General features: G+C 70.8%; 19 protein-coding genes. 6 read left to right on the top strand and 13 right to left on the bottom strand.

What is annotated here, in order from left to right; genetic code table 11:
* The first annotated feature begins 143 nt into the window (after nt 1–143).
* Nucleotides 144–1,565: a GH39 family glycosyl hydrolase gene (locus OG866_RS34615; protein WP_329340906.1), complete on the top strand. Its 1,422-nt coding sequence runs from the start codon at nt 144–146 to the stop codon at nt 1,563–1,565.
* Between the two features lie 38 nt (nt 1,566–1,603).
* Here OG866_RS34615 and OG866_RS34620 read toward each other — a convergent pair whose 3' ends face one another.
* The 7 genes from OG866_RS34620 to OG866_RS34650 form a co-directional block, all read right to left on the bottom strand.
* Nucleotides 1,604–5,449, bottom strand: a complete 3,846-nt coding sequence (locus OG866_RS34620) for a lipopolysaccharide biosynthesis protein (RefSeq protein WP_329340908.1) — start codon at nt 5,447–5,449, stop codon at nt 1,604–1,606.
* Nucleotides 5,442–6,233 carry a polysaccharide deacetylase family protein gene (locus OG866_RS34625; protein ID WP_329340911.1) on the bottom strand — a complete coding sequence of 264 codons (792 nt, stop codon included), beginning with the start codon at nt 6,231–6,233 and terminating at the stop codon, nt 5,442–5,444. Before OG866_RS34625 ends, OG866_RS34620 begins: the two co-directional genes overlap by 8 nt.
* Nucleotides 6,230–7,225 carry a glycosyltransferase family 2 protein gene (locus tag OG866_RS34630; RefSeq protein ID WP_329340913.1) on the bottom strand — a complete coding sequence of 332 codons (996 nt, stop codon included), beginning with the start codon at nt 7,223–7,225 and terminating at the stop codon, nt 6,230–6,232. The genes OG866_RS34625 and OG866_RS34630 overlap by 4 nt, the downstream gene beginning before the upstream one ends.
* The gene (locus OG866_RS34635; protein ID WP_329340915.1) at nt 7,222–8,043 is read right to left on the bottom strand and encodes a glycosyltransferase family 2 protein; all 822 of its coding nucleotides are present in this window, start codon (nt 8,041–8,043) and stop codon (nt 7,222–7,224) included. Before OG866_RS34635 ends, OG866_RS34630 begins: the two co-directional genes overlap by 4 nt.
* A 376-nt stretch (nt 8,044–8,419) precedes the next feature.
* Nucleotides 8,420–9,517, bottom strand: a complete 1,098-nt coding sequence (locus tag OG866_RS34640; protein ID WP_329340916.1) for a GNAT family N-acetyltransferase — start codon at nt 9,515–9,517, stop codon at nt 8,420–8,422.
* 1 nt (nt 9,518) lies between these two features.
* Nucleotides 9,519–9,953: a hypothetical protein gene (locus OG866_RS34645; protein WP_329340918.1), complete on the bottom strand. Its 435-nt coding sequence runs from the start codon at nt 9,951–9,953 to the stop codon at nt 9,519–9,521.
* A gap of 166 nt (nt 9,954–10,119) precedes the next feature.
* Nucleotides 10,120–11,331 carry a S8 family peptidase gene (locus OG866_RS34650; RefSeq protein WP_329340920.1) on the bottom strand — a complete coding sequence of 404 codons (1,212 nt, stop codon included), beginning with the start codon at nt 11,329–11,331 and terminating at the stop codon, nt 10,120–10,122.
* A gap of 316 nt (nt 11,332–11,647) precedes the next feature.
* Here OG866_RS34650 and OG866_RS34655 point away from each other — a divergent pair, with 316 nt between their 5' ends.
* The gene (locus OG866_RS34655) at nt 11,648–12,442 is read left to right on the top strand and encodes an SGNH/GDSL hydrolase family protein (protein WP_329340923.1); all 795 of its coding nucleotides are present in this window, start codon (nt 11,648–11,650) and stop codon (nt 12,440–12,442) included.
* A 4-nt stretch (nt 12,443–12,446) separates the two neighbouring features.
* On the opposite strand, the gene OG866_RS34660 is transcribed toward OG866_RS34655, so the two are convergent.
* From OG866_RS34660 to OG866_RS34675, 4 genes are all read right to left on the bottom strand, one after another.
* The gene (locus OG866_RS34660) at nt 12,447–14,021 is read right to left on the bottom strand and encodes a serine/threonine-protein kinase (protein WP_329340924.1); all 1,575 of its coding nucleotides are present in this window, start codon (nt 14,019–14,021) and stop codon (nt 12,447–12,449) included.
* Nucleotides 14,022–14,105: 84 nt separating this feature from the next.
* Nucleotides 14,106–15,653, bottom strand: a complete 1,548-nt coding sequence (locus OG866_RS34665; protein WP_329340926.1) for a nickel/cobalt transporter — start codon at nt 15,651–15,653, stop codon at nt 14,106–14,108.
* The gene (locus tag OG866_RS34670) at nt 15,650–17,074 is read right to left on the bottom strand and encodes a tetratricopeptide repeat protein (RefSeq protein WP_443063671.1); all 1,425 of its coding nucleotides are present in this window, start codon (nt 17,072–17,074) and stop codon (nt 15,650–15,652) included. Before OG866_RS34670 ends, OG866_RS34665 begins: the two co-directional genes overlap by 4 nt.
* Nucleotides 17,075–17,181: 107 nt before the next feature.
* Nucleotides 17,182–18,717 carry a DUF4331 domain-containing protein gene (locus OG866_RS34675; RefSeq protein ID WP_329340929.1) on the bottom strand — a complete coding sequence of 512 codons (1,536 nt, stop codon included), beginning with the start codon at nt 18,715–18,717 and terminating at the stop codon, nt 17,182–17,184.
* 208 nt (nt 18,718–18,925) lie between these two features.
* On the opposite strand from OG866_RS34675, the gene OG866_RS34680 reads away from it, so the two are divergent.
* The 3 genes from OG866_RS34680 (at nt 18,926) to OG866_RS34690 (ending at nt 20,691) form a co-directional block, all read left to right on the top strand.
* Nucleotides 18,926–19,468, top strand: coding sequence for a sigma-70 family RNA polymerase sigma factor (locus tag OG866_RS34680; RefSeq protein ID WP_329340932.1), 543 nt, complete (start codon nt 18,926–18,928; stop codon nt 19,466–19,468).
* Complete coding sequence (locus OG866_RS34685) at nt 19,465–20,295, top strand: anti-sigma factor (protein WP_329340934.1); 831 nt, start codon at nt 19,465–19,467, stop codon at nt 20,293–20,295. The genes OG866_RS34680 and OG866_RS34685 overlap by 4 nt, the downstream gene beginning before the upstream one ends.
* A gap of 126 nt (nt 20,296–20,421) precedes the next feature.
* Nucleotides 20,422–20,691 (top strand): hypothetical protein, encoded by a 270-nt coding sequence (locus OG866_RS34690; RefSeq protein WP_329340936.1) that lies wholly within the window; start codon nt 20,422–20,424, stop codon nt 20,689–20,691.
* Nucleotides 20,692–20,940: 249 nt separating this feature from the next.
* Here the strand turns inward: OG866_RS34690 and OG866_RS34695 are convergent, their stop codons facing one another.
* Together OG866_RS34695 and OG866_RS34700 are read right to left on the bottom strand one after the other, a co-directional pair.
* Nucleotides 20,941–21,723 carry an ABC transporter permease gene (locus OG866_RS34695; protein WP_329340938.1) on the bottom strand — a complete coding sequence of 261 codons (783 nt, stop codon included), beginning with the start codon at nt 21,721–21,723 and terminating at the stop codon, nt 20,941–20,943.
* A complete protein-coding gene (locus OG866_RS34700) occupies nt 21,720–22,670 on the bottom strand; it encodes an ATP-binding cassette domain-containing protein (protein ID WP_329340940.1) in 951 nt (316 codons plus the stop codon). The genes OG866_RS34695 and OG866_RS34700 overlap by 4 nt, the downstream gene beginning before the upstream one ends.
* Nucleotides 22,671–22,733: 63 nt before the next feature.
* Between OG866_RS34700 and OG866_RS34705 the strand changes: the two genes are divergently transcribed.
* The gene (locus tag OG866_RS34705) at nt 22,734–23,450 is read left to right on the top strand and encodes a TetR/AcrR family transcriptional regulator (RefSeq protein ID WP_329340941.1); all 717 of its coding nucleotides are present in this window, start codon (nt 22,734–22,736) and stop codon (nt 23,448–23,450) included.
* The last annotated feature ends 63 nt before the right edge of the window (nt 23,451–23,513 follow it).

A 23,513-nucleotide genomic window follows, 5' to 3' on the forward strand; every position in this document is an offset into this window, starting at 1 on the left:
CACGAGCAGGCCGATCGCACCCGGTTTCCGTAGTGCGTCCGGAGTGTCGGATGGGACCTTTTGCGTCCGCTCCGTCCTGTTACAAGGCTGTGCATCGACAAGACCTGCCCCAGGCGTGCTTCCCGCGTCTACTGTTGCCCTCGATGGGACGTCATGGGTGGAATTCGGGGGCACTGCGGTGGCGGCTCACCGCACTGCTCGGTGTGGGCGCGGCGGCTCTGGCCCTGGTCGTGACCCTCCTCAACACGCTGCCCGGCGACGGGGCGCGCACCGACGGCACCACGAGCAACGGCAGCCGGGCGCACGGAACCCCGACCAGTACGCCCGACGCCGGGACCCCGGACGTCGGCTGGGGCTTCACCCACACCCAGTACAGCGCCGACGAGGGCAACTCCACCGCCGTCGAGCGGGTCGAGGGGCGGATCGCCGACGTCGGCGGGCTGCCGCAGAACCAGCACCTCATGGGCTGGGGCGCCGACAACCCCGAACCGGTCGAGGGGCGTTACGACTTCGAGGACATGGACCGGCGCGTCGACTTCGTCCGCGCCTCCGGCTCCACCCCGGTCGTCACCCTGTGCTGCGCCCCGGACTGGATGAAGGGCGGCGAGCCGGGCGTCGGCAACACCGACTGGAGCCAGTCCGCGCTGGAGACCGCCCCGGAGCCCGCCCACTTCAAGGACTTCGCCGCGCTCGCCGCGACCGTCGCCAAGCGCTATCCGGACGTCCGCCACTTCATCGTCTGGAACGAGTTCAAGGGCTTCTGGAACGACTCCGAGGCCCGCTGGGACTACGAGGGCTACACGAAGCTCTACAACCTCGTCTACCAGGCGCTGAAGAAGGTCAACCCGGACATCATGGTCGGCGGTCCGTATCTCGTGATGGACAGCGTCGATCCCCGCTCCGAGGACGCGTCCACGACCTTCAAGGGGCCCTGGGGCGCCATGGACCAGCGGATCCTCGACGCCTTCGACTACTGGAACAAGAACAAGGCCGGCGCCGACTTCGTGGTCGTGGACGGCTCCAGCTACACCAACGACGACGAGCTGCTGCCCAACGAGTTCGCCGCGACCGACAAGTTCACCGCCGTCAGCCGGTGGGTGCGCCAGCGGACCGGCGACCTGCCGCTGTGGTGGGCCGAGTACTACGTCGAGCCCGCCGACGCCGCCGACGAGCGCGAGGGCTGGTCCGAGGAACGCAGGGTCGCCGTCCAGGCCGCCGGCATGATCGCCCTCGCCAAGGGCGGCACCACGTCCGCGCTCTACTGGAACCCGGAGAACGCGAAGGGCACCGACTGCGCGGGCTGCCTGTGGACGCCGACCAGCGGGAAGGGCGGCGGGCAGAAGCTGCCCATGTTCGACCTGGTCAGCCGGTTCAGCAAGGCGTTCGGGCCCGGGACCGCCTACACCACGGTGCCCGTCGCCGCCGACGACGTGCCCAACGTGCGCGTCCTCGCCACCGACAGGACGGTCCTGGTGGTCAACACCCTGGACCGGCAGATCAGCGCGAAGGTCGACGGCAAGAGGTTCGACATGCAGGCGTACGAGGTCAAGTGGCTCACCCGGTGAGCCGGGTGAGCCACTTGACCTCGTAAAGCCCCGTAGGGCTACTTCATCGTCAGGAACCGCTGCACCAGCGAGGCGAACAGCACCGCCAGCAGCGGCAGCGAGAACCAGAAGCTGCTCTGTAGCCAGCGCAGTTGCCGCACCCCCGGCCGCACCGCGACCCGGACCACCTCACGCGCGGTCAGCAGCACGATCAGCGCCAGCGCCGCGAGGCCGCCCACCACCGACCACGGCGTCCAGGTCACCTGCGGCCCGATCGGGCCCGGGTCCGCCTTCGCGACCTTGCCCGCGGGCTCCTTGGCCAGCGCGTACATGGTGACGTCCGCGTTGACGAAGACCTTCTTCAGCTCCGCCCGCTTGTCCAGGTTCTCGATCAGCCGCGGCTGCCAGGACTTCGTGTAGCCGACGTCCATCTCCAGATAGGTGACCTGACTGCGGTTGATCATCAGATACGAGTTCGGGCCCGCGTCCTTCAACGCCTTGACCAGGCTGGACACCAGCACCGGGTCGGTCGGCGCCAGCGTCGGCACGTAGGAGACCTTCTCCATGTCCCGCGCGCCCCACGGCATCGCCGGAGTCACGTTGTCGACCGTGTCGTTGCTCAGCCACAGCAGCCTGACCGTCGGATCGTCGTGGGCGTACACGTACTCCATGGCGGCGACCTCGCCGGGCCGGATCCGCTCGAACGGCTCGTTGCCCCAACGGGCCACCAGGAAGCCGAACATGAGCAGCAGGCCCGCCAGCACCGCGGCCATCGGCGCCAGACTCACCCGGTCCTTGGCACGTTCCTTCGCGGTGAGCCCGGTCCGCGGGAACAGGGCGAGCCCCATGAGCAGGGCGGCCCCCGGCAGCGCGAACATGAAGACGCGCAGGGCCATCTCACCGCCGTACGACTGCATGCCGAAGCCGAGGAACGGCACGAAGGTGAGGACGAGCAGCGAGCGTTCCCGGTAGTGGTGGTCGCGGCGGCGCCACCAGCCCCAGCAGGCGAAGGCCATCACACCGCCGGCGAGCAGCACCCGTGTGTAGAGGACGAGCTTGTGCGTGGAACTGCCGCCCTCGATACGGCCCGACACCGACGAGGACACATTGCCGCCCACGCCGCCGACCCCGCCGAACAGGTCGTCGAAGTGGCCCGACCAGTACGGCTCGGCCATGAAGCCCACCCACGCCGCCACCAGCACGGCGAACAGGATGGGCAGGCCGCGCAGTTCGGACTTGCCGATCAGGACCAGGGCCGCCAGCACGCCCAGCATCACGAACGGGGTGAGCTGGTGGGCCGGGACGCTCGCCGCGAACAGTCCTATGAGCACCATGAGGAGGACGGCCCGTTGGCGGCGGTTCGTCGGCTCGACCTCCACCTCGCCGGGGCGCTTCTTCGTCCAGATCACGCGCGGGGCGCGGAAGTAGACGAGCAGGATCGCCGCGAAGACCAGGTAGAGGAGGTAGGTGAAGCCCTGCGGGGAGAAGTAGTCCTGGCCGACCCAGCCGGACAGCACGAACACCCACAGGCCGGTCCACTTGGCCTTCCAGCTCGCCCGCATCGAGCGCACCAGCAGGAACATCGGGGCCAGGTAGAGGAGTTGGACGGCCAGCGGCCACCACCGGATGAGCTCGGTGAAGTCCGTGACCCCGCAGGCCTGGGCGACGAACGCGGCCGCCGCGAAGAAGCCGGGCCAGCTCCAGCGCGCGTCCAGGTCGGGCACGGCCGACCCGGTCCGGTCGATGTAGTCGAGGAAGCCGAGGTGTTGCCAGGCGGTCGCGAACCGGGGTTCGGTCTCGATCACCGCGGGCAGCGCGTGCAGCGACACGACGGTCGCGAGCAGCGCGATCAGCAGCAGCGCCTTGTGCTCGCGGTCCAGCCACAGCAGCGAACCGAAGGACACCACGAGCAGGACGGCGCCGACCAGGGTGGGCAGCGGCAGCACCGAGATCAGCCCGAGCCCGCCCATCTGATCCAGGTCGGCCTCGCCGAGCCGCAGCGCGGGCACCCAGTACAGCAGGAGCGCGGCGGTCAGCAGACAGCCGAGGATCACCCCGACGCGGCTGGGGTGGAGCCGGTCACGCCAGGAGAGTGGCGGCTCCGGTTCCGGCTCGCCGGCGGCGGTGTCGGGCCGGACGAACTCCCCGGGCCGTGCGAACTCCCCGAGCCGTACGGTGCCTTCCTCCCGTGCCCTCGTCTCGTACGGCTCGAACGGCGCGTCCACCTCCGGCTCCGGCGTCTCCACCGGGCCGAGCGACGCCTCCGACCCCGGTTCCCGCGCCTCCACCGGCAGCCCCAGTTCGGGCAGTTGCTGCGCCCAGGTGGGCCGGTGCGGTTCCGGGTGGACGACGGGCATGCCGGTGGGCGGGGTGCCGGGACCCGGGCGGACGTCCGGGCGGCGTTCCAGATGGTCGAAGTCGACATGGATGCCGAGGGCGAGGGTGTCCTGGTCGAGCGCCCAGGCGGGCCCACGCCTGCGGGCACCCGGCGCGGTCGGGGCCTCGCGCGCCCCCAGGTCGGCGAGGTCGCCGTCGGGCGCCGCGTCCTCGGGGACGGCATCGCCCGGCGCGGCCCGCACCGTCTTGTACAGCTTCGGCGCGGCGATCGCCACGATCACCGCGAGCGAGGAGATCTCGGCGACGCCGGCACCGGTCAGCCCCATACGGGGGAGGAGAAGCAGGGTCAGGCCGAGCACCAGGGCGCACAACAGGCCCTGGAGCCAGGCGAGTCCGGCGGTGCGGCTCTGGGCGCGCAGCACCGCGAAGTACGTCTCCATGACGACCCGCAGCACCGCGCCGACCGCGAACCAGCGCAGCAGCGGGGTGGCCGCGTCGGCGTACCCCGAGCCGAAGACACCGAGGATCCAGGGCGCGCCGAAGAACAGCACCCCGGCCACCGGCAGCATGATCCGCGCCATCCGCCTGAGCGCCGCCCGGGTGTTGGACGCGAGCCGGGTCGGGTCGTGCGAGCCCTCGACGGTGAGCGAGGCGCCCATGTTGATGGCGAGCAGGTTGCAGGTGCCGCCGATGGTGGTGGTGATGTAGAAGTACGCGTTGTCCTCGGAGCTGACCTGCGAGGCCACGATCACCGGGACGAGATAGACGACGGCCAGCGAGAACAGGGAGCCGGTGTAGTCGCCCGCGAGGAATCTGCCGACCTCCTTGAGCGTCGGCGGCCGGGCCCGGTCCTCGGTGGCCTTCACATGCCGGGGCACCAGCCGCCGGAACACCAGCCAGCCCAGCGGCAGCACCGACACCGCGATCGCCGCGACCCAGGACACGAAGACACCGGCCGTCGGGATCGCCACCGCGAACGCGACCAGCAGCCCCAACTTGACCGCGGAGAACACGGTGTTGCCGAACGGCACCCAGATCGCGCTGCGCAGCCCGGTCAGCACCCCGTCCTGGAGGGTGAGCAGGTTCCAGGCGACGACGGCCGCGATGAAGCCGACCCCGTTCACCGTCCCGTGCAGGAACCGGTACGAGGGCCCCCACGCGTCCAGCGTCAGCAGGAAGACACCCGCGGCCAGCGCCACGATCACCGAACTGCCCGCGTAGGTACGGAAGATGAGCCGCCCGGTGGCGCGGCCGGAGACCGGTATGAAGCGGGCCAGGGCGCCGGTCAGGGTCACCGCGGTCAGGCCCGCGAGGAACTTCATCGCGGCGATCGCGGCGGAGCCCTGACCGACCGCGGACTCGGAGTAGTAGCGGGCGGCGGCCAGCCAGAAGCCGAGGCCGAGCACGGCGGAGATGCCCGTGTTCAGCATCAGGGCGTAGGCGTTGCGGAACAGCTGGCTGCCGCCGGACGAGCGCCCCATCCCGGGCAGGCGCAGCCGGCGCCCCGACTGCTCGGGCGCCTCGGTCGCGGGCTCGGTCGTCTCGGTGGTGGTCGTCGTGTCAGACACGGGAACGGATGGCCTTCCGGCGGACCTGTCGTGCTCTTCGGACCATGGCGTATCCCTTGGTGAACGCGCGGTCCCGGGCGAAGGTGCGGGCGATGGCCCGGCCTTCGATCAAGCGCTGGAACTCCTCGGCGTCCGTACCGCGGCGCACGGTGACCCGCAGCAGCGCGTACGGCCCCTGCCGGCGCCGCGCCAGTCCGTTGCCGACGGCGAGGGCCTGGGCGTACCCCGTCTCGCGGACCTGCTCGCGGACCCGGCGGCTGGAGTAGCCGTAGGGATAGGCGAAGGAGGCCGGGGCGGTGCCGAGTTCGTCGGTGACGATCTCCTTGCAGAGGATCAGTTCGTGGCGCAGCGTGTCGTCGTCGAGCTGGTCGAGCTGCGGGTGGGTGTGGCTGTGCCCGCCGATCTCCACGCCCTCGGCGGCGAGTTCACGCACCTGCGGCCAGTCCAGCATGGTGTCCAGCGCCTTGCCGTTGTCGTGCGGGCCGCGCAGCCACGCGGTCGACACGAACAGGGTGGCGGCGAAGCCGTGCTTGGCGAGCACGGGCAGCGCGTGCCGGTGGACGCCCTCGTAGCCGTCGTCGAAGGTGATCAGCACCGGACGCCCGGGCAGCGGACGGCCGTCGCGCCAGTGCGCCGCCAGCTGGGCCGTGGTGATCGGGGTGTGCCCCAAGTCGCCGATGAGAGCCATCTGTTGGGCGAAGGCTTCCGGTGTCACCGACAGCTCGCGGGTGGCGTCGTTCGGGTCGGCCGCGACGGCGTGGTACATCAGAATCGGCACGGTCATCCGGGTTCCCCCTCGATCGGCGCCACCTGGAACGTGGCGCCCCCCTTGCGCGCCCGTACGCTCCCCACCACGTACCCACCGGCCGCTGTCAGCACCCCCGCGACGATCGCGCCCGCACGCCCCGCGCCGCCCGGCCGGGCCAGCGCGGCGTCCCGCAGCCCGCGCGCCACCCCGGCGGGCAGCACCCGGGTGGCGTACCGGCGTTCGGACTCAAGTCCCTTGTCCGCACCGACACTTCGGGCCACCAGCGCCTTCGACAGACCCTCGGCGTAGGCGCGCGTGCGGAAGTACCCGAAGTGCTCACGCGCCTCGGGCACCCGGTGGTGGATCACCGCACGGTCGTCGATCAGCAGCACGGCGTCCGGTCTGGCCCGGGTGAGGCGGATGCACAGCTCCGTCTCCTCGCAGCCCAGCGGCCGTTTGTCGCCGTCGCGCCCGATACCGGTGGCGAATCCGCCCGCCGCGTCGAACGCCGTACGCCGGAACGAGGCGTTGCCGCCCAGGACGTTGCGCACCCGCACCAGGCCGCGCGGCAGGCCCTTGTAGGTGCAGCCCACCACCCAGTCGAACTCCTCCGGGAACCAGACGGGACGGCGGCCCGAGGCCCAGATCGGGATCGTGCGCCCGCCGACGGCCATCACCTTCGGGTCGGCGTACCCGGCGGCGAAGTGGCGCAGCCAGTCGCGCTCGGCGACGGCGTCGTCGTCGAGGAAGGCGATCACCTCGCCGTACGAGGCGGCGATGCCGGTGTTGCGGCCGGCCGACAGACCGCGGGGGCCCGCGTTGGCGAGCACGCGCACGTCCCCGGTTTCGGAAGAGTCCTTGTACTCCTTGGCCAGCCGGTCCAGGAGCGCCGGATTGTGGTCGACGACCAGCAGCGTCTCCCGCGCCGGACACGACTGCGCCCGCACCGAGGAGACCGCCGCGAGGATGTCCTCCCAGCGGTCCTCGGTGTAGACGCAGATCACGACGGAGATGTCGGGACCGCTCAAGACACCTCTCCCCGGACCGAGTCGAGCAGCGGGGAGTGATGGGCCTGGCGGCGCAGCTCACGCCGGTTGGAGCGCTCGCCGAGGATCACCTTGAGCACCCGGAACCCGTCGCGCACGGCACGCAGATTGCTCGCGCCGTGGATACGGAGGTACTCGTAGCTCGGTATCTCCTGCACCTTGAGCCCCGCCTTGACCACTCTGATGTTGATCAGGGTCTCGATCTCGAAGCCCGTGCAGTCGAGGTCGATCTTGTCGAGGCAGTGTCGCCAGAACGCGTTGTATCCGTAGCAGAGATCGGTGTAGCGGGCGCCGAACTTGCGGTTGACGATGGTGCACAGGGCCCAGTTGCCGAGCTTGCGGATGAAGGTCATGTCGTCCGTGCCGCCGCCGTTGGCGAAACGCGAACCCTTGGCGAAGTCCGCGCCCGAGAGCAGGGCGGAGACATAGCTGAGGATCTCGTGCCCGTCGGCCGAGCCGTCAGCGTCGACCATCACGATGATGTCGCCGGTGCATGCCTCGAACCCGGTGATCAGCGCGTCGCCCTTGCCCTTGCCGGACTGCCGGACGACCTTGACCTCCGGCCACAGCTCACGGGCCACTTCGACGGTGTCGTCGGTGGAGTTGCCGTCCACCAGGACCACTTCGTGGATCCAGTCGGGCAGCGTCTTGAAGACGTACGGAAGATTCTCCGCCTCGTTCATGGCGGGGATCACGACACTCACCGGCGGTGCGATGGCCAGGTGAGTGGAGACTGGCCGGTACTTGCCGGCCGTGGACGGATCCTGGCCCGTCGCCGCCGGGCGCAGAACAGAGCTCATGAGTCTGGTTCCCTCTCGTCCGGTCGGACCGCCCGCCCCTGGGCGGCCCGGCTTCGTGTCCGGTTCGAAAGGGGGGTTTGTCACCTACGGCATGACGAAATGGATCTCCGAGCATGCCCGGGTGAGCTGGCATAGCTGGCCGACAGCCGAAAACGGCAGTCGGTCGCGCGGCACGACCCGGTCACCCAAGCGGTCACCGGGCACGGCACCCCCCTACCGCGCCCCGCGCCGGTCTGTCGCGGTCCTTGAGCCCTCCCCTAGTACCGCTGACGACGGACCGATGCGGGTGAGATGTACGACGGTATTGACGATTGAACCCGTATGGCAAGACCTGGAACCAGGCCTCACGTTTTTGTTGGTTTGACCGTTACGGAACCTATTGGTTGTACGAACGGAGCCTTCCCATCTTCTTGAGCATCCGGTCCGCCGGCGCGAACAGCTCCGGCCGGGACTGGACGGTGTTGCGCAGCGCCCGGACCGGGGCGCGGCGCGCCCGGTGCCCGATCGCGACCGGGTGACGCCGGGTCACCCATCCCTCCGACACGGTGATCTCCCGTGTCTTCAGGGAGTCCTTGTACTCCTTCTGCCCGCGGCCGAGATCGAGGTACGCGATCCCGTCGGCGGCGGCCGCCTCGGCCATCCGCAGATGCAGGACGAGCCCGGGGGAGTACTTCGCGTACTCCGGGTCGTACGCCGGGAACCAGCACGCGAGGATCCGCTCGGTGCGCAGCCCGAAGTGCGCCGCGATCGGTCTCTCGCCCGCGTAGAGCACCGACAGGATGCCGGCGAACGGCTCGGACCGGGTGTGGAACAGCTGCTGCACCAGCCGGCTGATCCAGTCGTGGGCGAAGCGGTCGCTGCGCCCGGTCCTGCGGTACTGCGCGGACTTCCAGCCCATCAGGGTGCGCAGCATCGCCGGGTCGCGCTCGTCGTGGACGTAGCGCAGCTCTCCGGCGTCCCGGCCGAGCCTGCGCTCCTTGGCGAGCGTGGTCCGGGTGAACTTCGGTGCCTGGGAGCGCAGATGCCGCAGATAGACGGCGTACCCCTGGTCGACGTCCATGACCGGCGACGGAAAGCCGGCCCGGGCCCCCGCGGCGAACGGCTCCTGGCCCTCCACCAGGTGGTCGAACTCCCAGACGGCGAGCCCGCAGGCGCGCAGCAGGTCCTGGGCGTCCCAGCCGAAGCCGGGCCGGTGCACCAGCCCCTGGGCGTCGGAGACGCCGAGACCGACGGCCCGGCCGACCCCGGTGGCGCTGCGCTGGAACGCGAAGAACGCCGCAGGTTCCCCGTCCTCCCGTACGACCGCGATCCGCACGCCCCTGCGGCACCGGCCCACCGCGAGCGCGAACTCGGGGGACAGGAACGGGTTCGCCAGCTCGGGCGAGCCCTGAAGATGGGCCTTGGACTGCAACGACGTCCACGCCGCCCGGTCGGCCGCGCTCAGCTCGCCGGGGCGGTACACACCGATGTCCACGTCAGTGAGTCCGTCCCGTCCGGGTACGGCCGCGCCGCCGTACCCAGACCAGCAGCAGGAGCAGGGCGCTGATCGCGGTCACGGCCACGACACCGCCGCGGTAGGACCACCGGTGCACGGCGATCATGCCCTGGGCCACCAGCATGTTGACGACGACCGAGCCGGCCAGGGCGGTGAGCACCCGGGCGAGCGGCGCCAGGCCGTGCAGCGCGGCGGCGACGGCGACGGTCGGCGCCGCCAGCAGGAAGAACAGCGTGAACGGACCGCGCAGCGGCGAGTCCGAGCCGGTCAGCGCGAGGATCGCGCCGAACCCGCCGACGGCCGTCGCGGCCCCCGCGAGCAGCGGCGACAGGTCTCTCTCCGCGCCTCTCCCCGCCCCTGGTCGCGTGCCCTCGGCACGGTCCCTTGAAGATGTCCTGATACGTATGGTCTGCATTGGCGACTTTGCCCCCCGAAGCGCCGGATGCCGGGCTTCAATGTGACTCAGCCCTGTGGCGGCCGTCAAGAGCCGGAGGGCCCTGTGCGGGGGATGGTACGGACAAGCGGACAAGTGTTCCCCGGAGGCGGAAGTCGCCTCCGGGGAACGGCCGTTCAGGTGCGTGCTACGGGACGAGCTTCAGGAGCTTGTTGGGCGAGCCGGTGCCCGCGCTGGTGACCACGCCGGAGGTGGCGCCGTTCACCAGGGCCGAGGCGACCGTGGCGGGAGTGGCCGAGGTGTGGCCCGCGAGGTAGACCGCCGCGGCGCCCGCGACATGCGGGGTGGCCATCGAGGTGCCGGAGAGCGTGGCGGTGGCGGTGTCGCTGGTGTTGTAGCCCGCGATGATCGACGAGCCGGGCGCGAAGATGTCCAGCGTGGAGCCGTAGTTCGAGTAGCTGGCCCTGGCGTCCGTGCTGGTGGTGGCGCCGACCGTGATCGCGGTGGCGACGCGGGCCGGGGAGTACGAGGAGGCGTTGGCGGAGCTGTTGCCCGCCGCGACCGCGTAGGTCACGCCGCTCGCGATGGAGTTGGCGACCGCCGTGTCCAGCGAGGTGGAGGCGGAGCCGCCGAGCGACATGTTGGCGACGGCCGGGGTGGTGTGGTTGTTGGTCACCCAGTTGATGCCCGCGATCACACCGGCCGTGGTGCCCGAGCCGCTGTTGTCGAGCACCCGCACCGCCACGATGTTCGCCTTCTTGGCGACGCCGTAGGTGCTGCCCGCGATCGTGGTGGCCACATGGGTGCCGTGCCCGTTGCCGTCGGAGGCGGTGGTGTCGCCGTCGACCGCGTCGTAGCCGTAGGACGCACGGCCGCTGATCTGGGTGTGGGTGATGCGGACGCCGGTGTCGATGACGTAGACCGTCACGCCGCTGCCCGCGGTGTCCGGGTAGGTGTACGTGCCGGAAAGCGGAAGCGCGGCCTGGTCGATGCGGTCGAGGCCCCAGGGGGCGCTGGACTGCGTGGTGTCGGCGAGCTTGACGACCTGGTTCTGCTCGACGTGGGCCACGGCCGGGTCGGCCGCGAGTCTCTTCGCCTCGGTCGCGGAGAGGGTGGCCGAGTAGCCGTTGAGCACGGTGCCGAACGTCTTCTTGACCGTGCCGCCGTACTCCTTGACCAGGCTCTTGCCGGCGCTCGACGACGCCTTCAGGCCCGCGGAGCCGGACTTGAGCGTCACGATGTAACTGTCCTTGATCGCCGTGGGGGAGTCGGCGGCAAGGACCGTGCCCTCGGCCGGAGCGGCCTGCGCGGGAAGGGTGGTGAGCCCACCGACGAGGGCGGCGGTCGCCAGGCTGGTTATCGCGGCGAACCGGAGTTTCTTGCTACGCAGTTGTGCCATTACGAGGGAGTCCTCCTCATAGGCGACGCGCACCGGGGTCGGGCGCGCGTCAGTGGGGGGTGCGCGCGTGATCGCGCACACGACCCGGAACGTCGCGTTCCCGTCCTGGGCTGAGTAAAGAGTGGGTCATCTACGGGGGTTGCGGAAGGGAGTTGAAAGGGCGTCAACAAACCTGTCATGCGCACGTAATCAAACACACTGCGAACACACAGGGTCGCGGTGTGTAAGAACGGAAAAGTCTTGGCATGGACACTTCCCGTCAACACGCGTAGTTGCTACGACGGTTGTGGCAGAGATCCTGCTAAAGGGAGGTTCCATGAGACGTTCCCGACTTGCCGCATACGTCACCTCGCTCCTCCTCGCCACCGGCGCCGCGCTCTTCGGAGCGACCCCGGCCCAGGCGGCGACCGGCCCCTACGTGGCCCTCGGCGACTCCTATTCGTCCGGGGTCGGAGCCGGCAGCTACATCTCCTCCAGCGGCGACTGCAAACAGAGCACGAAGGCCTATCCCTACCTCTGGGCCGCCGCCAACTCACCCTCGTCGTTCAGCTTCAAGGCCTGCTCGGGCGCCCGAACGGGTGATGTTCTGGCGAACCAGCTCGGCACCCTGAGCACCAGCACCGCCCTCGTCACCATCAGCATCGGCGGCAACGACGCCGGCTTCTCCGACGTCATGACCACCTGCGTCCTCCAGTCCGACAGCGCCTGCCTGTCCCGCATCAACACCGCCAAGGCATACGTCGACTCGACGCTGCCCGGCCAGCTCGACACCGTCTACTCGGCGATCAGCGGCAAGGCCCCCAACGCCCATGTGGTCGTCCTCGGCTACCCGCGCTTCTACAAGCTCGGCACCACCTGCGTGGGCCTCTCCGAGACCAAGCGGTCGGCGATCAACGGCGCCGCGGACTACCTCGACGCCGCCGTCGCCAAGCGCGCCGCCAACCACGGCTTCAGCTGGGGCGACGTCCGCGGCACCTTCACCAACCACGAGATCTGCTCCGGCAGTTCGTGGCTGAACAGCCTGAACTGGCTCAACATCGGCGAGTCGTACCACCCCACCGCGGCCGGCCACTCCGGCGGCTATCTGCCCGTCCTGAACAGCGCGGCCTGAGTCCCTACTCGGTAGGAGAGGGGGAGGCCCCGTCCGTCGGGGTCTCCGTCTCGCAGGTCACCGAGAACGGCACCGAGTTCGACGTGGTCTTCGCCGGGTCGCGGACCTCGACGCTGATCTCGTTCTGATACGTCCCGCTGTCGTCGTACGTCGTGACGAACGCCGTGTCCTGCTTGGACTTCCCGCCCCCTTCCGGGAACGTCAGCGTCTTCCACCCCTGGTCCATGACCTTCCCGTCCTTGGACTTCCAGCGGTACGTCACCTGCGCCGGCAGCCGGCCCACCGTGATCGTCGCCGTGAAGGAGGGCGCCTCGGCGCGCGCCGGCGGGCAGCTCCCCGCGTACTCGGTGTTGGCGCCGGTCAGCACGGCCTGGACGGTCTGCGGCGGGGGCGCGCTGGTGGTGGGCGTGGTCGGACCGGACGAGGAGGGCGGCGGCGCCTCGGTGTTCTGGTCGGGCTCGCTCGGCGTGGTCTCGCTCCGGCTGGTGCTGCTGCCGGTGTTGGCGTCACCCCCGCCGTCGTCCCGGTTGAGCAGCGCGTACGTCAGCCCCGCGATGGCCAGCGCCAGGGCGGCGAGGCCGGCGATCAACACGACCGCGGCACGGCGGTTGCGGTCGGGAGGCTGGGGCTGCGGCGCTGTGGGACCGGTGGGACCGGTGGGGATCGGCGTGGTCGGCGGCTCCTCGCGGTACCCGGCGGTCGTCGGTGTATACGGAAAGGGAGCGGGCGGGAACTCATCCGTACGCAGGGTGCCGCCCGCCCCGACGATCCGCAGATCCTGCTCGGCACGGTCGGCGGACAGCCGCTCGGCCGGGTCCTTGCGCAACAGCCCCTCGATGACGGGGGCGAGGGGGCCGGCCCGGTGCGGCGGCGGCAACTCGTCGTCGACGATCGCGCGCAGGGTGTTCAGCGGGGTGCTCTGACGGAACGGCGAGTTGCCCTCGACCGCCGCGTACAGCAGCACGCCCAGCGACCACAGGTCCGACTCCGGACCGGGTGTACGCCCCAACGCCCGCTCCGGGGCCAGGAATTCGGGCGAGCCGATCACCTCGCCGGTCATCGTCAGCGCGGAGCTGCCCTCGACCATGGCGATGCCGAAGTCGGTGAGCACCACCCGGCCGTCGTTCGACAGCAGCACGTTGGCCGGCTTCACGTCCCGGTGCAGCACCCCCGCCTCGTGCGCGGCCCGCAGCGCGGCGAGCACCTCGGCACCGATGTGCGCCGCCCGCTGCGGCGAGACCGGGCCCTCCGCGTCCAGGACATCGGCGAGCGACACGCCCCGGACCAGTTCCATGACGATCCAGGGACGGCCGTCCTGCGTGGCCACGTCGTACACCGTCACCACGTTGCGGTTGGCGACCCGGGCCGCAGCCCACGCCTCCCGCTCAAGGCGGGCGTACATCCGCTCCACCTCGGACCCGGCCAGTCCGGCGGGCGCCCGCACCTCCTTGACGGCGACCTCGCGGTGCAGCACCTCGTCGCGGGCGCGCCACACGGTTCCCATGCCGCCCTCGCCGAGCGGGGACAGGAGGCGGTAGCGGCCGGCGATCAGACGTTCACTGCCCGGTTCTTCGGACACGGGCGCCCCCTCTTCGCAGCATGCGCGGCCCTCGCCGCGTTCGCGACTCCGCATGACTTCGCGTGATTTCTCCCCAAAAGTAGCTCAGCCCAGCGCGGATGCCGCCCCCTTGAGCACCAATCCAGCCCCGAGCGCCACGACGAGCAACGCCGACATCAGCGGTGCGTGCCGGCGCACGAGGGCCGTGATCGGATGCGTGGTCCAGCGGGGGCGCCGGTCCAGCAGCCGATTCATCCCGGTACCCAGCCTGACGACGGCGAACCCCGCCGCGGTGAGCGTGAGGGCGAGCCCGACGCCGTACGCCACGACGAGCAGGAACCCGAACCACGCCTGCCCGAGCGCCATCGCGCCCACGAGCACGACGACCGCGGAGGGGCTGGGGACGAGCCCGCCCGCGAAGCCGAGGAGGATCGTGCCGCGGAGGGTGGGGGCGGTGGAGTGGGTGTGGGTGAAGCCGCCGTGCGTGTGTGCATGCGTGTGAGAGTGACCGTGGTCATGGTCATGGTCATGGGAGTGGCCGTGCTGCTGCGTGTGGGCGCCCACCAGCGCCAACTCGCGCTTGGGGGCCGTGGCGGGCACGTGCGCGTGCCCATGTCCGCGCTGGTGCCAGGCCCGCCGTACAAGGGTCACTCCCGCCCCCGTCACCAGTACGCCGCTCGCGACGCCCAGCCAGGTGATCACGGAGGGCGCCGCCCCTGAACCGGCCGTGACGAGCAGGCCCAGGGCGACCACGCCGAGGGTGTGGGTGACCGTGACCGACGCGGCCAGGGGCATGACGTCCTTGAGACGGGCCTTGCCGCCGCGGGCGGTCGCCACCGCGGCCATCAGGGTCTTGCCGTGGCCCGGGGCGAGCGCGTGGAGGGCGCCGAGGGCCACGGCGATGAGGAGGGCGAGGGCGGCGAAGCCCACGGTGAGGTCGTGGCGGGCGACCAGGGAGTCCAGCGCCCGCGTCCAGCGGTCGGCGCCGCGGGGCAGCACGGAGGCGGCCGGGGCGGCGTCGCGGTCCTCGGTGAGGGCGGGGCCGCCGGGCCGGACGCGCAGGGACGCGGTGGTGGTGTCGGCGGGGGAGGAGAGCAACTGCCCGGGGTAGGTGGTCAGTTCGTGGGAGACCGAGGTCTTCGGTACGTCCGATGCCGTCAGCGTCGTCCGGTCGGCGCGCGCGGTGATCTCCCGCCAGCCGGGGCCGGAGTCCGCACCCGCGCTGCGGAAGCCCAGGGACACGGTCGCGGCCTCGGGGAGCGGCGCCGTCAGCTCGCACTCCACGCGCAGGGTGTCGAGCCCGGCCTGACCGGGCCGTACCGCCGCCTTGCCGCTCTTGACGCTCAGGGTCGCCGCGGTGCCGTCGACCGTGACCTCGCTGCCCTGCGCCGCCTTCTCACAGCGCTGCCGGGCCCATTCGCCCATGCCCAGCTTCTCGATGTCCGGCTCGGCCTGGGTCGCCGGGATCTCGGCGAGGTCCTCGACATGGTCGACGCGGAGCTGCCCGGGGGCGGCGACGAGTCCGTCGTAGCGGTTGACGGTGAAGTTGCCGAGGGGGTGCGCGCTCGCACCGCCCGAGGGGACGAGCACGAGCGCGCACACGGCCGTCAGGACGGCCGCGCCGGAGGCGAACAGGCGACGACGGGACTTCACTTGGCCGCCTCCAGTGCCTTCAGTGCCTTACGGGCCTCGGCGGCGCCCAGGGGCGAGAAGCCGGGGTTCAGTCTCAGGGCGGCCTTGAGGTGGGTGCGGGCATCTTCGGCGTGGCCCGTGGCGCGTTCGATCATGCCGCGGTGGTAGAGGAACGCGGCGTTGCGGTAGCCGGTGGCGGTGGCCTCGCGGGCGTAGGGGAGGGCTTCGGAGTCCTTGCCGTTGGCGTGCAGTGCCCAGGCGAGGGCGTCGGCGGTGTGCACGGTGTGGCGGCGGGCCCACTCGGCGCGGGCCGCGCGCAGCGCCGCGGTCTTGTCGCCGTGGTCGGCGGCGGCGAGGGCGGTGTCGAGGTCGGCGTTGACGCCGTTGGCGCGGGCGAGGGCGGTCCAGGCGTCGACGAGGGCGTACTGATCGTCGGCTTTCGCCCGCTCGCCTTCCTGCTCGTACAGCTCGCCCAGCTCGACGAGCGGTCCCGGCAGCGGATAGCGGGCGACGACGTCCTCCATGTTCTTGACCGCGGTGGCCCGGTCGCCGCTCGCGGCCTGGGCGCGGGCCCGGCCTTCGAGGGCGGGGATGTAGTCCTCGTCGGCGGCGAGCGCGCGGGCGTAGTAGGTGAGCGCCGACTCGTAGTCGCCCTGATTCCAGGCGAGTTGACCGAGCTGGGCGGCGACGTACGCCACGTCGCCGGGGGTGGTCGCGGAGCCGAGGGCCTGCTTCAGCACCCGCTCGGCGGCCGTGACGTCACCGCGCAGCTCCCGTACGTACGCGTACCGCGTGAAGACGGGGACGCCGGGCTTGCGGGCGTCGGCCGTGTCGGCGGCCTTCGCGGCGTCGGCGTAGCGGCCGAGCTCCACGAGGGCGTCGACGCGGGAGGACAGGGCGCGCTCGTTGTAGGGGTTCTGCCGCAGCACCTGGTCGGCGTACTTCAGGGCGTCGGCGAAGTCGTGCCGGGCCGCGGCGAGGGCGGCGCGCCCGGCGAGGGCCTGTTCGTTGTCCGGCTTCAGCTTCAGCGACCGGTCCAGGGCCTTGTCGGCCTGCGGATAGCGGGAGGGGTCGCCCTTGGTGCGGGCCTGCTCGACGTAGGCGAGTCCGAGGGTGGCCCAGCCGCCGAAGTCCTTCGGCTGGGACCGGAGATGGTCCTGGAGAGAGGCGATGCTCGTGTCGAGATCACCGTTGGACAGCAGCGCCGGCGACATGGCGCTCGGCGCGGCGGCGACGGCCGTACCGCCGCCGTCCCGCAGGGCGCCGAAGGCGATGGACCCGGCGGTCAGTGCGATGGCCAACAGTACGGCGGAGCCGCCGAGTTGAACGGCCCGCCCCCACCGCCCCTCGGGCGGCCTCTCCGGCGAGTCGTCGTGCGTTTGCGAGGCCATGCCCTCTCCTAGTCGGTCGAACAGTGCGGCGCGGCCCGCGCCGTGGGGGATGAGTACGCGCGGGCCGCGCCAGTTGAGGGGACGTCAGCTGCAAGGGCCTTTAGGGGCGCGGGGAACCGCGCGCTCAGCCACAGCGCACCCGCAGCCGAAGAACCGACCTAGTACGGCCGAGTCCTCATCCGCCGCCACCACATGAGACCGGCGCCAACAAGCGCGATCCCAGCCGCACCGGCACCGGCAGACGCGGCGATCAGCGTGGTGTCGTCCATACCGCCGGACGCACCCGCGGGCTGCAAGGCATCACCGAGCTGGTTACGAACGTCGTTGCCACCGCTCGTGCCCTTGGCCAGCGCACCCCGCGAACCCGCCGTCGGGTTGGCCAGGTACGGGAAGGACTTGCCGAACTTCTTGTCGTTCTTGTCGACCGCGTCGCCCAAGTCGTTCTTGGAACCGACCAGTTCACCCTCGACGACCTGGAGCGCGGAGTCGAGCACATCGTCGGAGAGCCGGCGCCCGTTCGGGAAGCCCGCGTTGTCGCCGTCGAGAACCCCGAGCCGCTTGGGATCATGCGTCGGCTTGATGGACGTGTTGAGGCGCAGCTCCTCCGCGGGGCGTACGTGCGGCGGCTGGTTGAGCCCCTCGACGCCCTTCAGGAAGACGTCGACGAGGTCGTTGCGAGGCTCGGCGGGCGCCTTGATCTTATAGATCGCCTCGATGAGCTTCGGCAGCTCCGGGTTGGTCACGTTGTCCAGGAAGTCGGCGTCGTTCCAGGGCGCGGACGCGTTGAACTTGTCCTTGTCCTCGATGGGGTTGACGACCTCGTTCACCAGCGGGTTGCCGAGGCGGGAGACCTGCGAGTAGTAGCCCTGGGCGTTCTTGCGCTGGGTCGTCGACCAGATGCCGACGATCGGCTGCTCCGCGGACTCCGTGATCATGTCGGTGGGTACCTGGAGGGCTATGGAGTTGACGTTGTAGCCCTTGAGGGTGTCCCGGCCGACCTCGGACAGGTTCCCGCCGTACAGCAGGTCGAAGACGCGCAGGTCCAGGAAGAACGGGTCGTCGGCCTGGCCGGCGAACGTCGTGGCGCCGCTGGACAGTTCGTGGATCGCCTCCTTGCGCAGCTTGCCGTAGTCCGGCATCGACGCCTTGCCGACGTTCGACGGGGCGACGGGCACGTCGTCGGCGAGCTTCGTCTTGGAGACGACCTTCTGGTCGTGCAGCTTGAACAGCTCCAGGTCGTACGACTGCGTGACGTTCAGGTCGGGGTCGTCGAGGCTCTCGACGGCACCCGTGTTGTAGAGGAACGTCTTCTTGTTCTTCGTATGGGTCTTGAAGGTGTAGCGGAAGAGGAGTTCGCCCTGCGCGTCACCGTTGTTGTCGACGTGGATGTCGTACTGGGCGTCCTCGGCGAACGTGTAGAAGTTCGGGCCGCCCGCCGGGTCCTCGAAGGGGATCCAGTTGGCGATGATCGTCGTCGTGTCCGGCTTGTCCGGGCTGACGAAGGCGTACACGTCCGTGTTGTCGTACTGCGGGTCGCCCGAGATCAGCGGGGCCTCCCGGTGACTGGAGGCGGAGGCCGCCCCCGGTTCCAGCGTGGCCACGCCGGCGGCTGCGAGCCCCCCGGCGGCCAGCGCACCACATACGAGGGTCACAAGGCTCCTGCGCCCCGCACCGCTCCTGGAGATAGGTGTCATGCCGTCCGTCCTCAGTCCAACTTCCCTGACGCTGGGGGATTCGGAGCAGCGGGCGGGCCGGATTGGTCGAACCTGAAAACTTATTTCCTCGCAGCTCGACCCGCGTTTTCGACGTTCTGATCCGTAACCCCATCCGGAGGTGTGTTCGTTGCGAATACCTCGTGGGACGGGAAGACCCAGATGCGGGCTCGCGGGAGGGGGAGACGAGTTGGAGGCGGACGAGCTTCTGGTACTCGTGGCCGGCGGTGACCAGAAGGCATTCGAGATGCTGTACGGACTGGTGTCCGGGCCGGTGTTCGGGCTCGTACGAAGGGTCGTGCGCGATCCGGCGCAGTCCGAGGAGGTGGCCCAGGAAGTGCTGCTCGAACTCTGGCGTTCCGCCGCGCGGTTCGACCCCGGCCGGGGCAGCGCCCTGTCCTGGGTCCTCACTCTCGCCCACCGGCGGGCCGTGGACCGGGTGCGCAGCGCCCGCGCGGCCGGCGAACGCGAGCAGCGGGAGGCCCGGCGGGCCCACCACACCGCCTTCGACCATGTGACCGAGGAGGTCGAGGCGGGACTCGAACGTGAGTGGGTGCGCCGCTGCCTGGAACGGCTGACCGACCTCCAGCGCCAGTCCGTCACCCTCGCCTACTACGACGGCTACACGTACCGTGAAGTGGCCGAGCGGCTCTCGCTGCCACTGGGCACCGTCAAGACCCGGATGCGCGACGGACTGACCCGGCTGCGCGAGTGCCTGGGAGGTGTGGCGTGAGCCTGCTCGACAAAGTGCTGCGCCGCGACGACCCGCACTCGCTGGCCGCCCCCTACGCCCTGGACGCCCTGGAGCGGGCCGAGCGGACCCGTTTCGAGAAGCACTTGAGGAACTGTCCGGTCTGCGCCGCCGAGGTCCGCGCCCTGTCCGAGGACGCCGTCCGGCTGGCCTGGTCGACGGCCGCCCCGCCGCCGCCCGCGATGCGCGACCGCGTGCTGGCCGCCGTACGCACCACGGCGCAGGAGCCGGTCAGGGCGCGCGAGCCCGAGGCACGCGCCCGGGCCACGCAACTGCCGCCGCACGTCTGGGGTACGCAACCACCGCCGTCGCGCTCCCACGCGCCCCGTGCGCGCCGCCCGCTGTTCGTGCCGTTCGCCACGGCCACGGCCGCCGCCGCGCTCGTCGTCGCCTCTCTGTTCGCCGTACAGGCGAACCAGACGCAGGACCAGCTGAACGCCGAGCGCGCCCAGGCACGTGAGATCGCCCACGTTCTCGCAGCTCCGGACGCCCGGGCCAGTACGGGAAAGGACGCGGACGGCCGCAGCATCGGCGTGATCGCCTCCGCGGCGGAGGGACGGGCGGTCGTCACGTTGAGCGGATACGGGGACGTACCGAGCGGCCGCGTGAACCAGTTGTGGCTCATGCGCCCCGGCGCGCAACCGCGCTCCCTGGGGCTCTTCGAGGGCGACACGCCCTTGGTCGCGACCGGTCTCGACAAGTCCTCCACATCACTCGCTGTAACCGTCGAGCCCGACGGAGGGTCACCGCAACCCACCAGCCAGCCAGTTGTCCAACTCGCCCTGAAATCGGTTGGATTCGGAGAGTAATCAAGGAGGGGTCGTCAACACCCTTACGGGGAAGGTGAATCCTGTGACCGCGATACACGAGTGCCCCGCAGGGGCGATAGGGTTACCCTGCCCGGGCCGGGTGGACTCGTACGGGTGGGGAGTGGCATGGAACAGATAACAGTGCGCAGCAGGGCCAGGGTCCCTGCGATCACCTGCGGGAGCAGCGCGACCAGTTCGCGTCTCGACCGCCATCTCGCGGTGCTCGGGGGTCCCGTGGTGCCGCAGCAGCAGGCCGCCGAGGCCACCACGCTGATGCGTGAGCTGACAGCGCGTGAGCCCGTACGCAACCAGAGCGACCAGAAGGCGCGGGTCCGTCGGGTCTCGCTCTTCGCGCCGCTGCGCCGACTGCGTCGATCGCTGTTCGGCGGGCGCTGAGCTCCCGACTCGCGCTCGGGCGGTCGCACCGGTCCGGCACGGTGCCGCGAACCCGTCGTCCGTCATTCCCACGGCATGCGGCACCCTCCAGGTGTCACCGCCCGGCGCGAGTACGCACGTTCTCCCACCCCGCTCGACCTCACCCCGCCTGAACTCGCCGATGAGGCCCACCCGTTGACGAAGAAGCCCCGGGGTGTCCCGGGGCTCTGGCAAACCTGGCCGTTCAACTCACCTCTCGCGCGCCGGAGTTCACCCCTCGCCGCGCGCGTACCGGCGCACCCCCAGCGGCACGAACATCGCCAGCAGCACCGCGCACCAGGCCAGCGACCCGGCGATCGGATGCGCCACCGGCCACGCGGCCCCCTCCGGGACGGGCGCGTTGCCGAACAGCTCCCGCAGGGCCGTGGTGAGCGCGCTGATCGGGTTCCACTCGGCGATCACACGCAGCCAGCCCGGCAGATTGCCGGTCGGGATGTAGGCGTTGGACAGCAGCGGCAGCATGAAGGTCGCGCTGCCCAGCTGGCCGGCCGCCTCCTCGCTCCGCGTGAGCAGCCCGAGGAAGATCCCGGCCCAGGTGCACGCGAACCGGAACAGCAGCAGCAAACCCACGGCCGCGACCGCCTCGGGTGCGGACCCCTCGATCCGCCACCCCACCGCGAGCCCGACCAGTAGGAACGGCACCGTGCCCACGGCCGTGACGACCACGTCGGCCACCGCCTGGCCCACCGGCACGGCGGCCCGGCTCACCGGCAGCGTCCGCAGCCGGTCGCTCACCCCCCGGTGCACGTCCTGCGCGGCCTGGAACATCCCGGTCATGATCCCGTTGGCGGCGGTCGCCACCAGCAGCCCCGGCACCAGGAACGAGCGGTACTCCGCGCCCGGCATCGCCAGCGCGCTGCCGAAGACATAGCCGAAGAACAACAGCATGCTGATCGGCATGGTCTGGGTCAGGATCACCAGCGCCGGGTTGTTGCGGACCCGCAGCAGCTGCCGGCCCAGCATGGCCGTGCCGTCGAAGGCGAGGGTGCTCATGCGGCGACCTCCTGCTCCTGAACGGCCGTCAGACGCAGGAACACGTCGTCCAGCGTGGGCGGCTTGAGACTCGCGTCCAGCAACGGCACCCCGGCCGCGTCCAGTTCGCGCACCAGCCGGGGGAGGGTGAGCGTGCTGTCCCGGGTGACCGCGCCGACGGCCACCCGCTCATGGTCGAACGAGGGTTCCCCGCCGGTGAGCCGGTCGAGCACGCCCGCCGCCTCCACCAGCACCTCCGGGTCCGCGACGACGACCTCGACGTAGGTGCCGATGACCGCCTTGAGCTGGGCCGGCGACCCGGTGTGCGCCACCCGGCCCCGGTCCACCAGGGCGATGTCGTCGGCGAGCTGGTCCGCCTCCTCCAGGTACTGGGTGGTCAGCAGGACCGTGGTGCCGTCCTGCTTCAGCTCGCGGACCGCGTCCCAGATGGCGCCGCGGCTCGCCGGGTCGAGGCCGGTCGTCGGCTCGTCCAGGAAGAGGATCTCGGGACGGCGGACCAGGCTGGCCGCGAGGTCGAGACGGCGGCGCATCCCGCCCGAGTAGGTGGACGCGGGCCGGTCGGCGGCCTCGGCCAGCCCGAAGCGCTCCAACAGCTCGCCCGCCCGCTCGTTCGGCGCCCGCATCCGGTGCAGCCGGGCGAACAGCCGCAGGTTCTGCCGGCCGGTGAGGTCCCCGTCGACCGACGCGTACTGCCCGGTCACGCCTATGGCGCGCCGCACCGCAGCGGCCTCACGGACGAGGTCGTGCCCCGCCACTCTCGCCGACCCCGCGTCCGGGCGCAGCAGCGTCGTCAGCAGCCGTACCGCCGTCGTCTTGCCCGCCCCGTTCGGTCCGAGCACCCCGCAGACCGTGCCCCGCGGAACGGCCAGGTCCAGCCCGCGCAGGGCACGCACCTCACCGAACCGCTTCTCCAGACCCTCACTAAGTACAGCGTACGTAGTAGTCATGGGTCGACCATAGCGCACTACGTACGCTGTACGTAACTAGGATGGTGGCCGAGGTGATGATCGATGGCGGGCCGAGCGGCCGTACCCGAAGTGATCTGGGCGCGCCCCGAGCGTGCGGGGCGTGGGCCGAAGCCGGCGTACACGCGGGCCGACATCGCGGCGGCAGCGGTGCGGGTCGCCGACGCGGAGGGCCTGGACGGGGTGTCGATGCGACGCGTCGCGGCCGAGCTGGGCTGCGGGACGATGTCGCTGTACAACTACGTCCCCCGTAAGGAGGACCTGTACGAGCTGATGATCGACGCGATCGGTGCGGAGCATGACATCCGGGAGCCGTCGGGCGACTGGCGTGCGGACATGCTCCGTAACGCGATGGAGACGCGCGACATCATGCACCGCCACACCTGGGTGCCGCGGCTGATGTCAGGGTTCTACGGCTTCAGTCCCAACAGCCTGCGCTATCTGGAGCACTGCCTGGAGTGTCTGGAGCCGCTCGATCTTCCGTACGCCGCCAAGACGGAGCTCGTCGCGCTGCTCAACGGGGTCGTGACGACGTACACCGCGAACGAGATCGCGACGGCTGAGCGTACGCGGTCGATGCCGTGGTCCGCGGAGGAGGAGAACGCGGTGCGGATCGCCTACCTCGGGAGTCAGGTGGCGACCGGGGCGTATCCGAGGCTGGCGGCGGCGTTCATGGAGCAGAGCGGGCCGATTGATCTGGAGGGGGTGTTCAGGAGGGCGTTGGAGCGGGTGTTGGACGCGTTTGATCCGGGGCGGGGGTGAAGGGTCGTTCAGGTGCGGCGCCGTTGTGGCTGGTCGCGCCCACGCGGCGGAGGCCGCAAATTG

The organism is Streptomyces sp. NBC_00663 (assembly GCF_036226885.1).
Classification (GTDB): domain Bacteria; phylum Actinomycetota; class Actinomycetes; order Streptomycetales; family Streptomycetaceae; genus Streptomyces.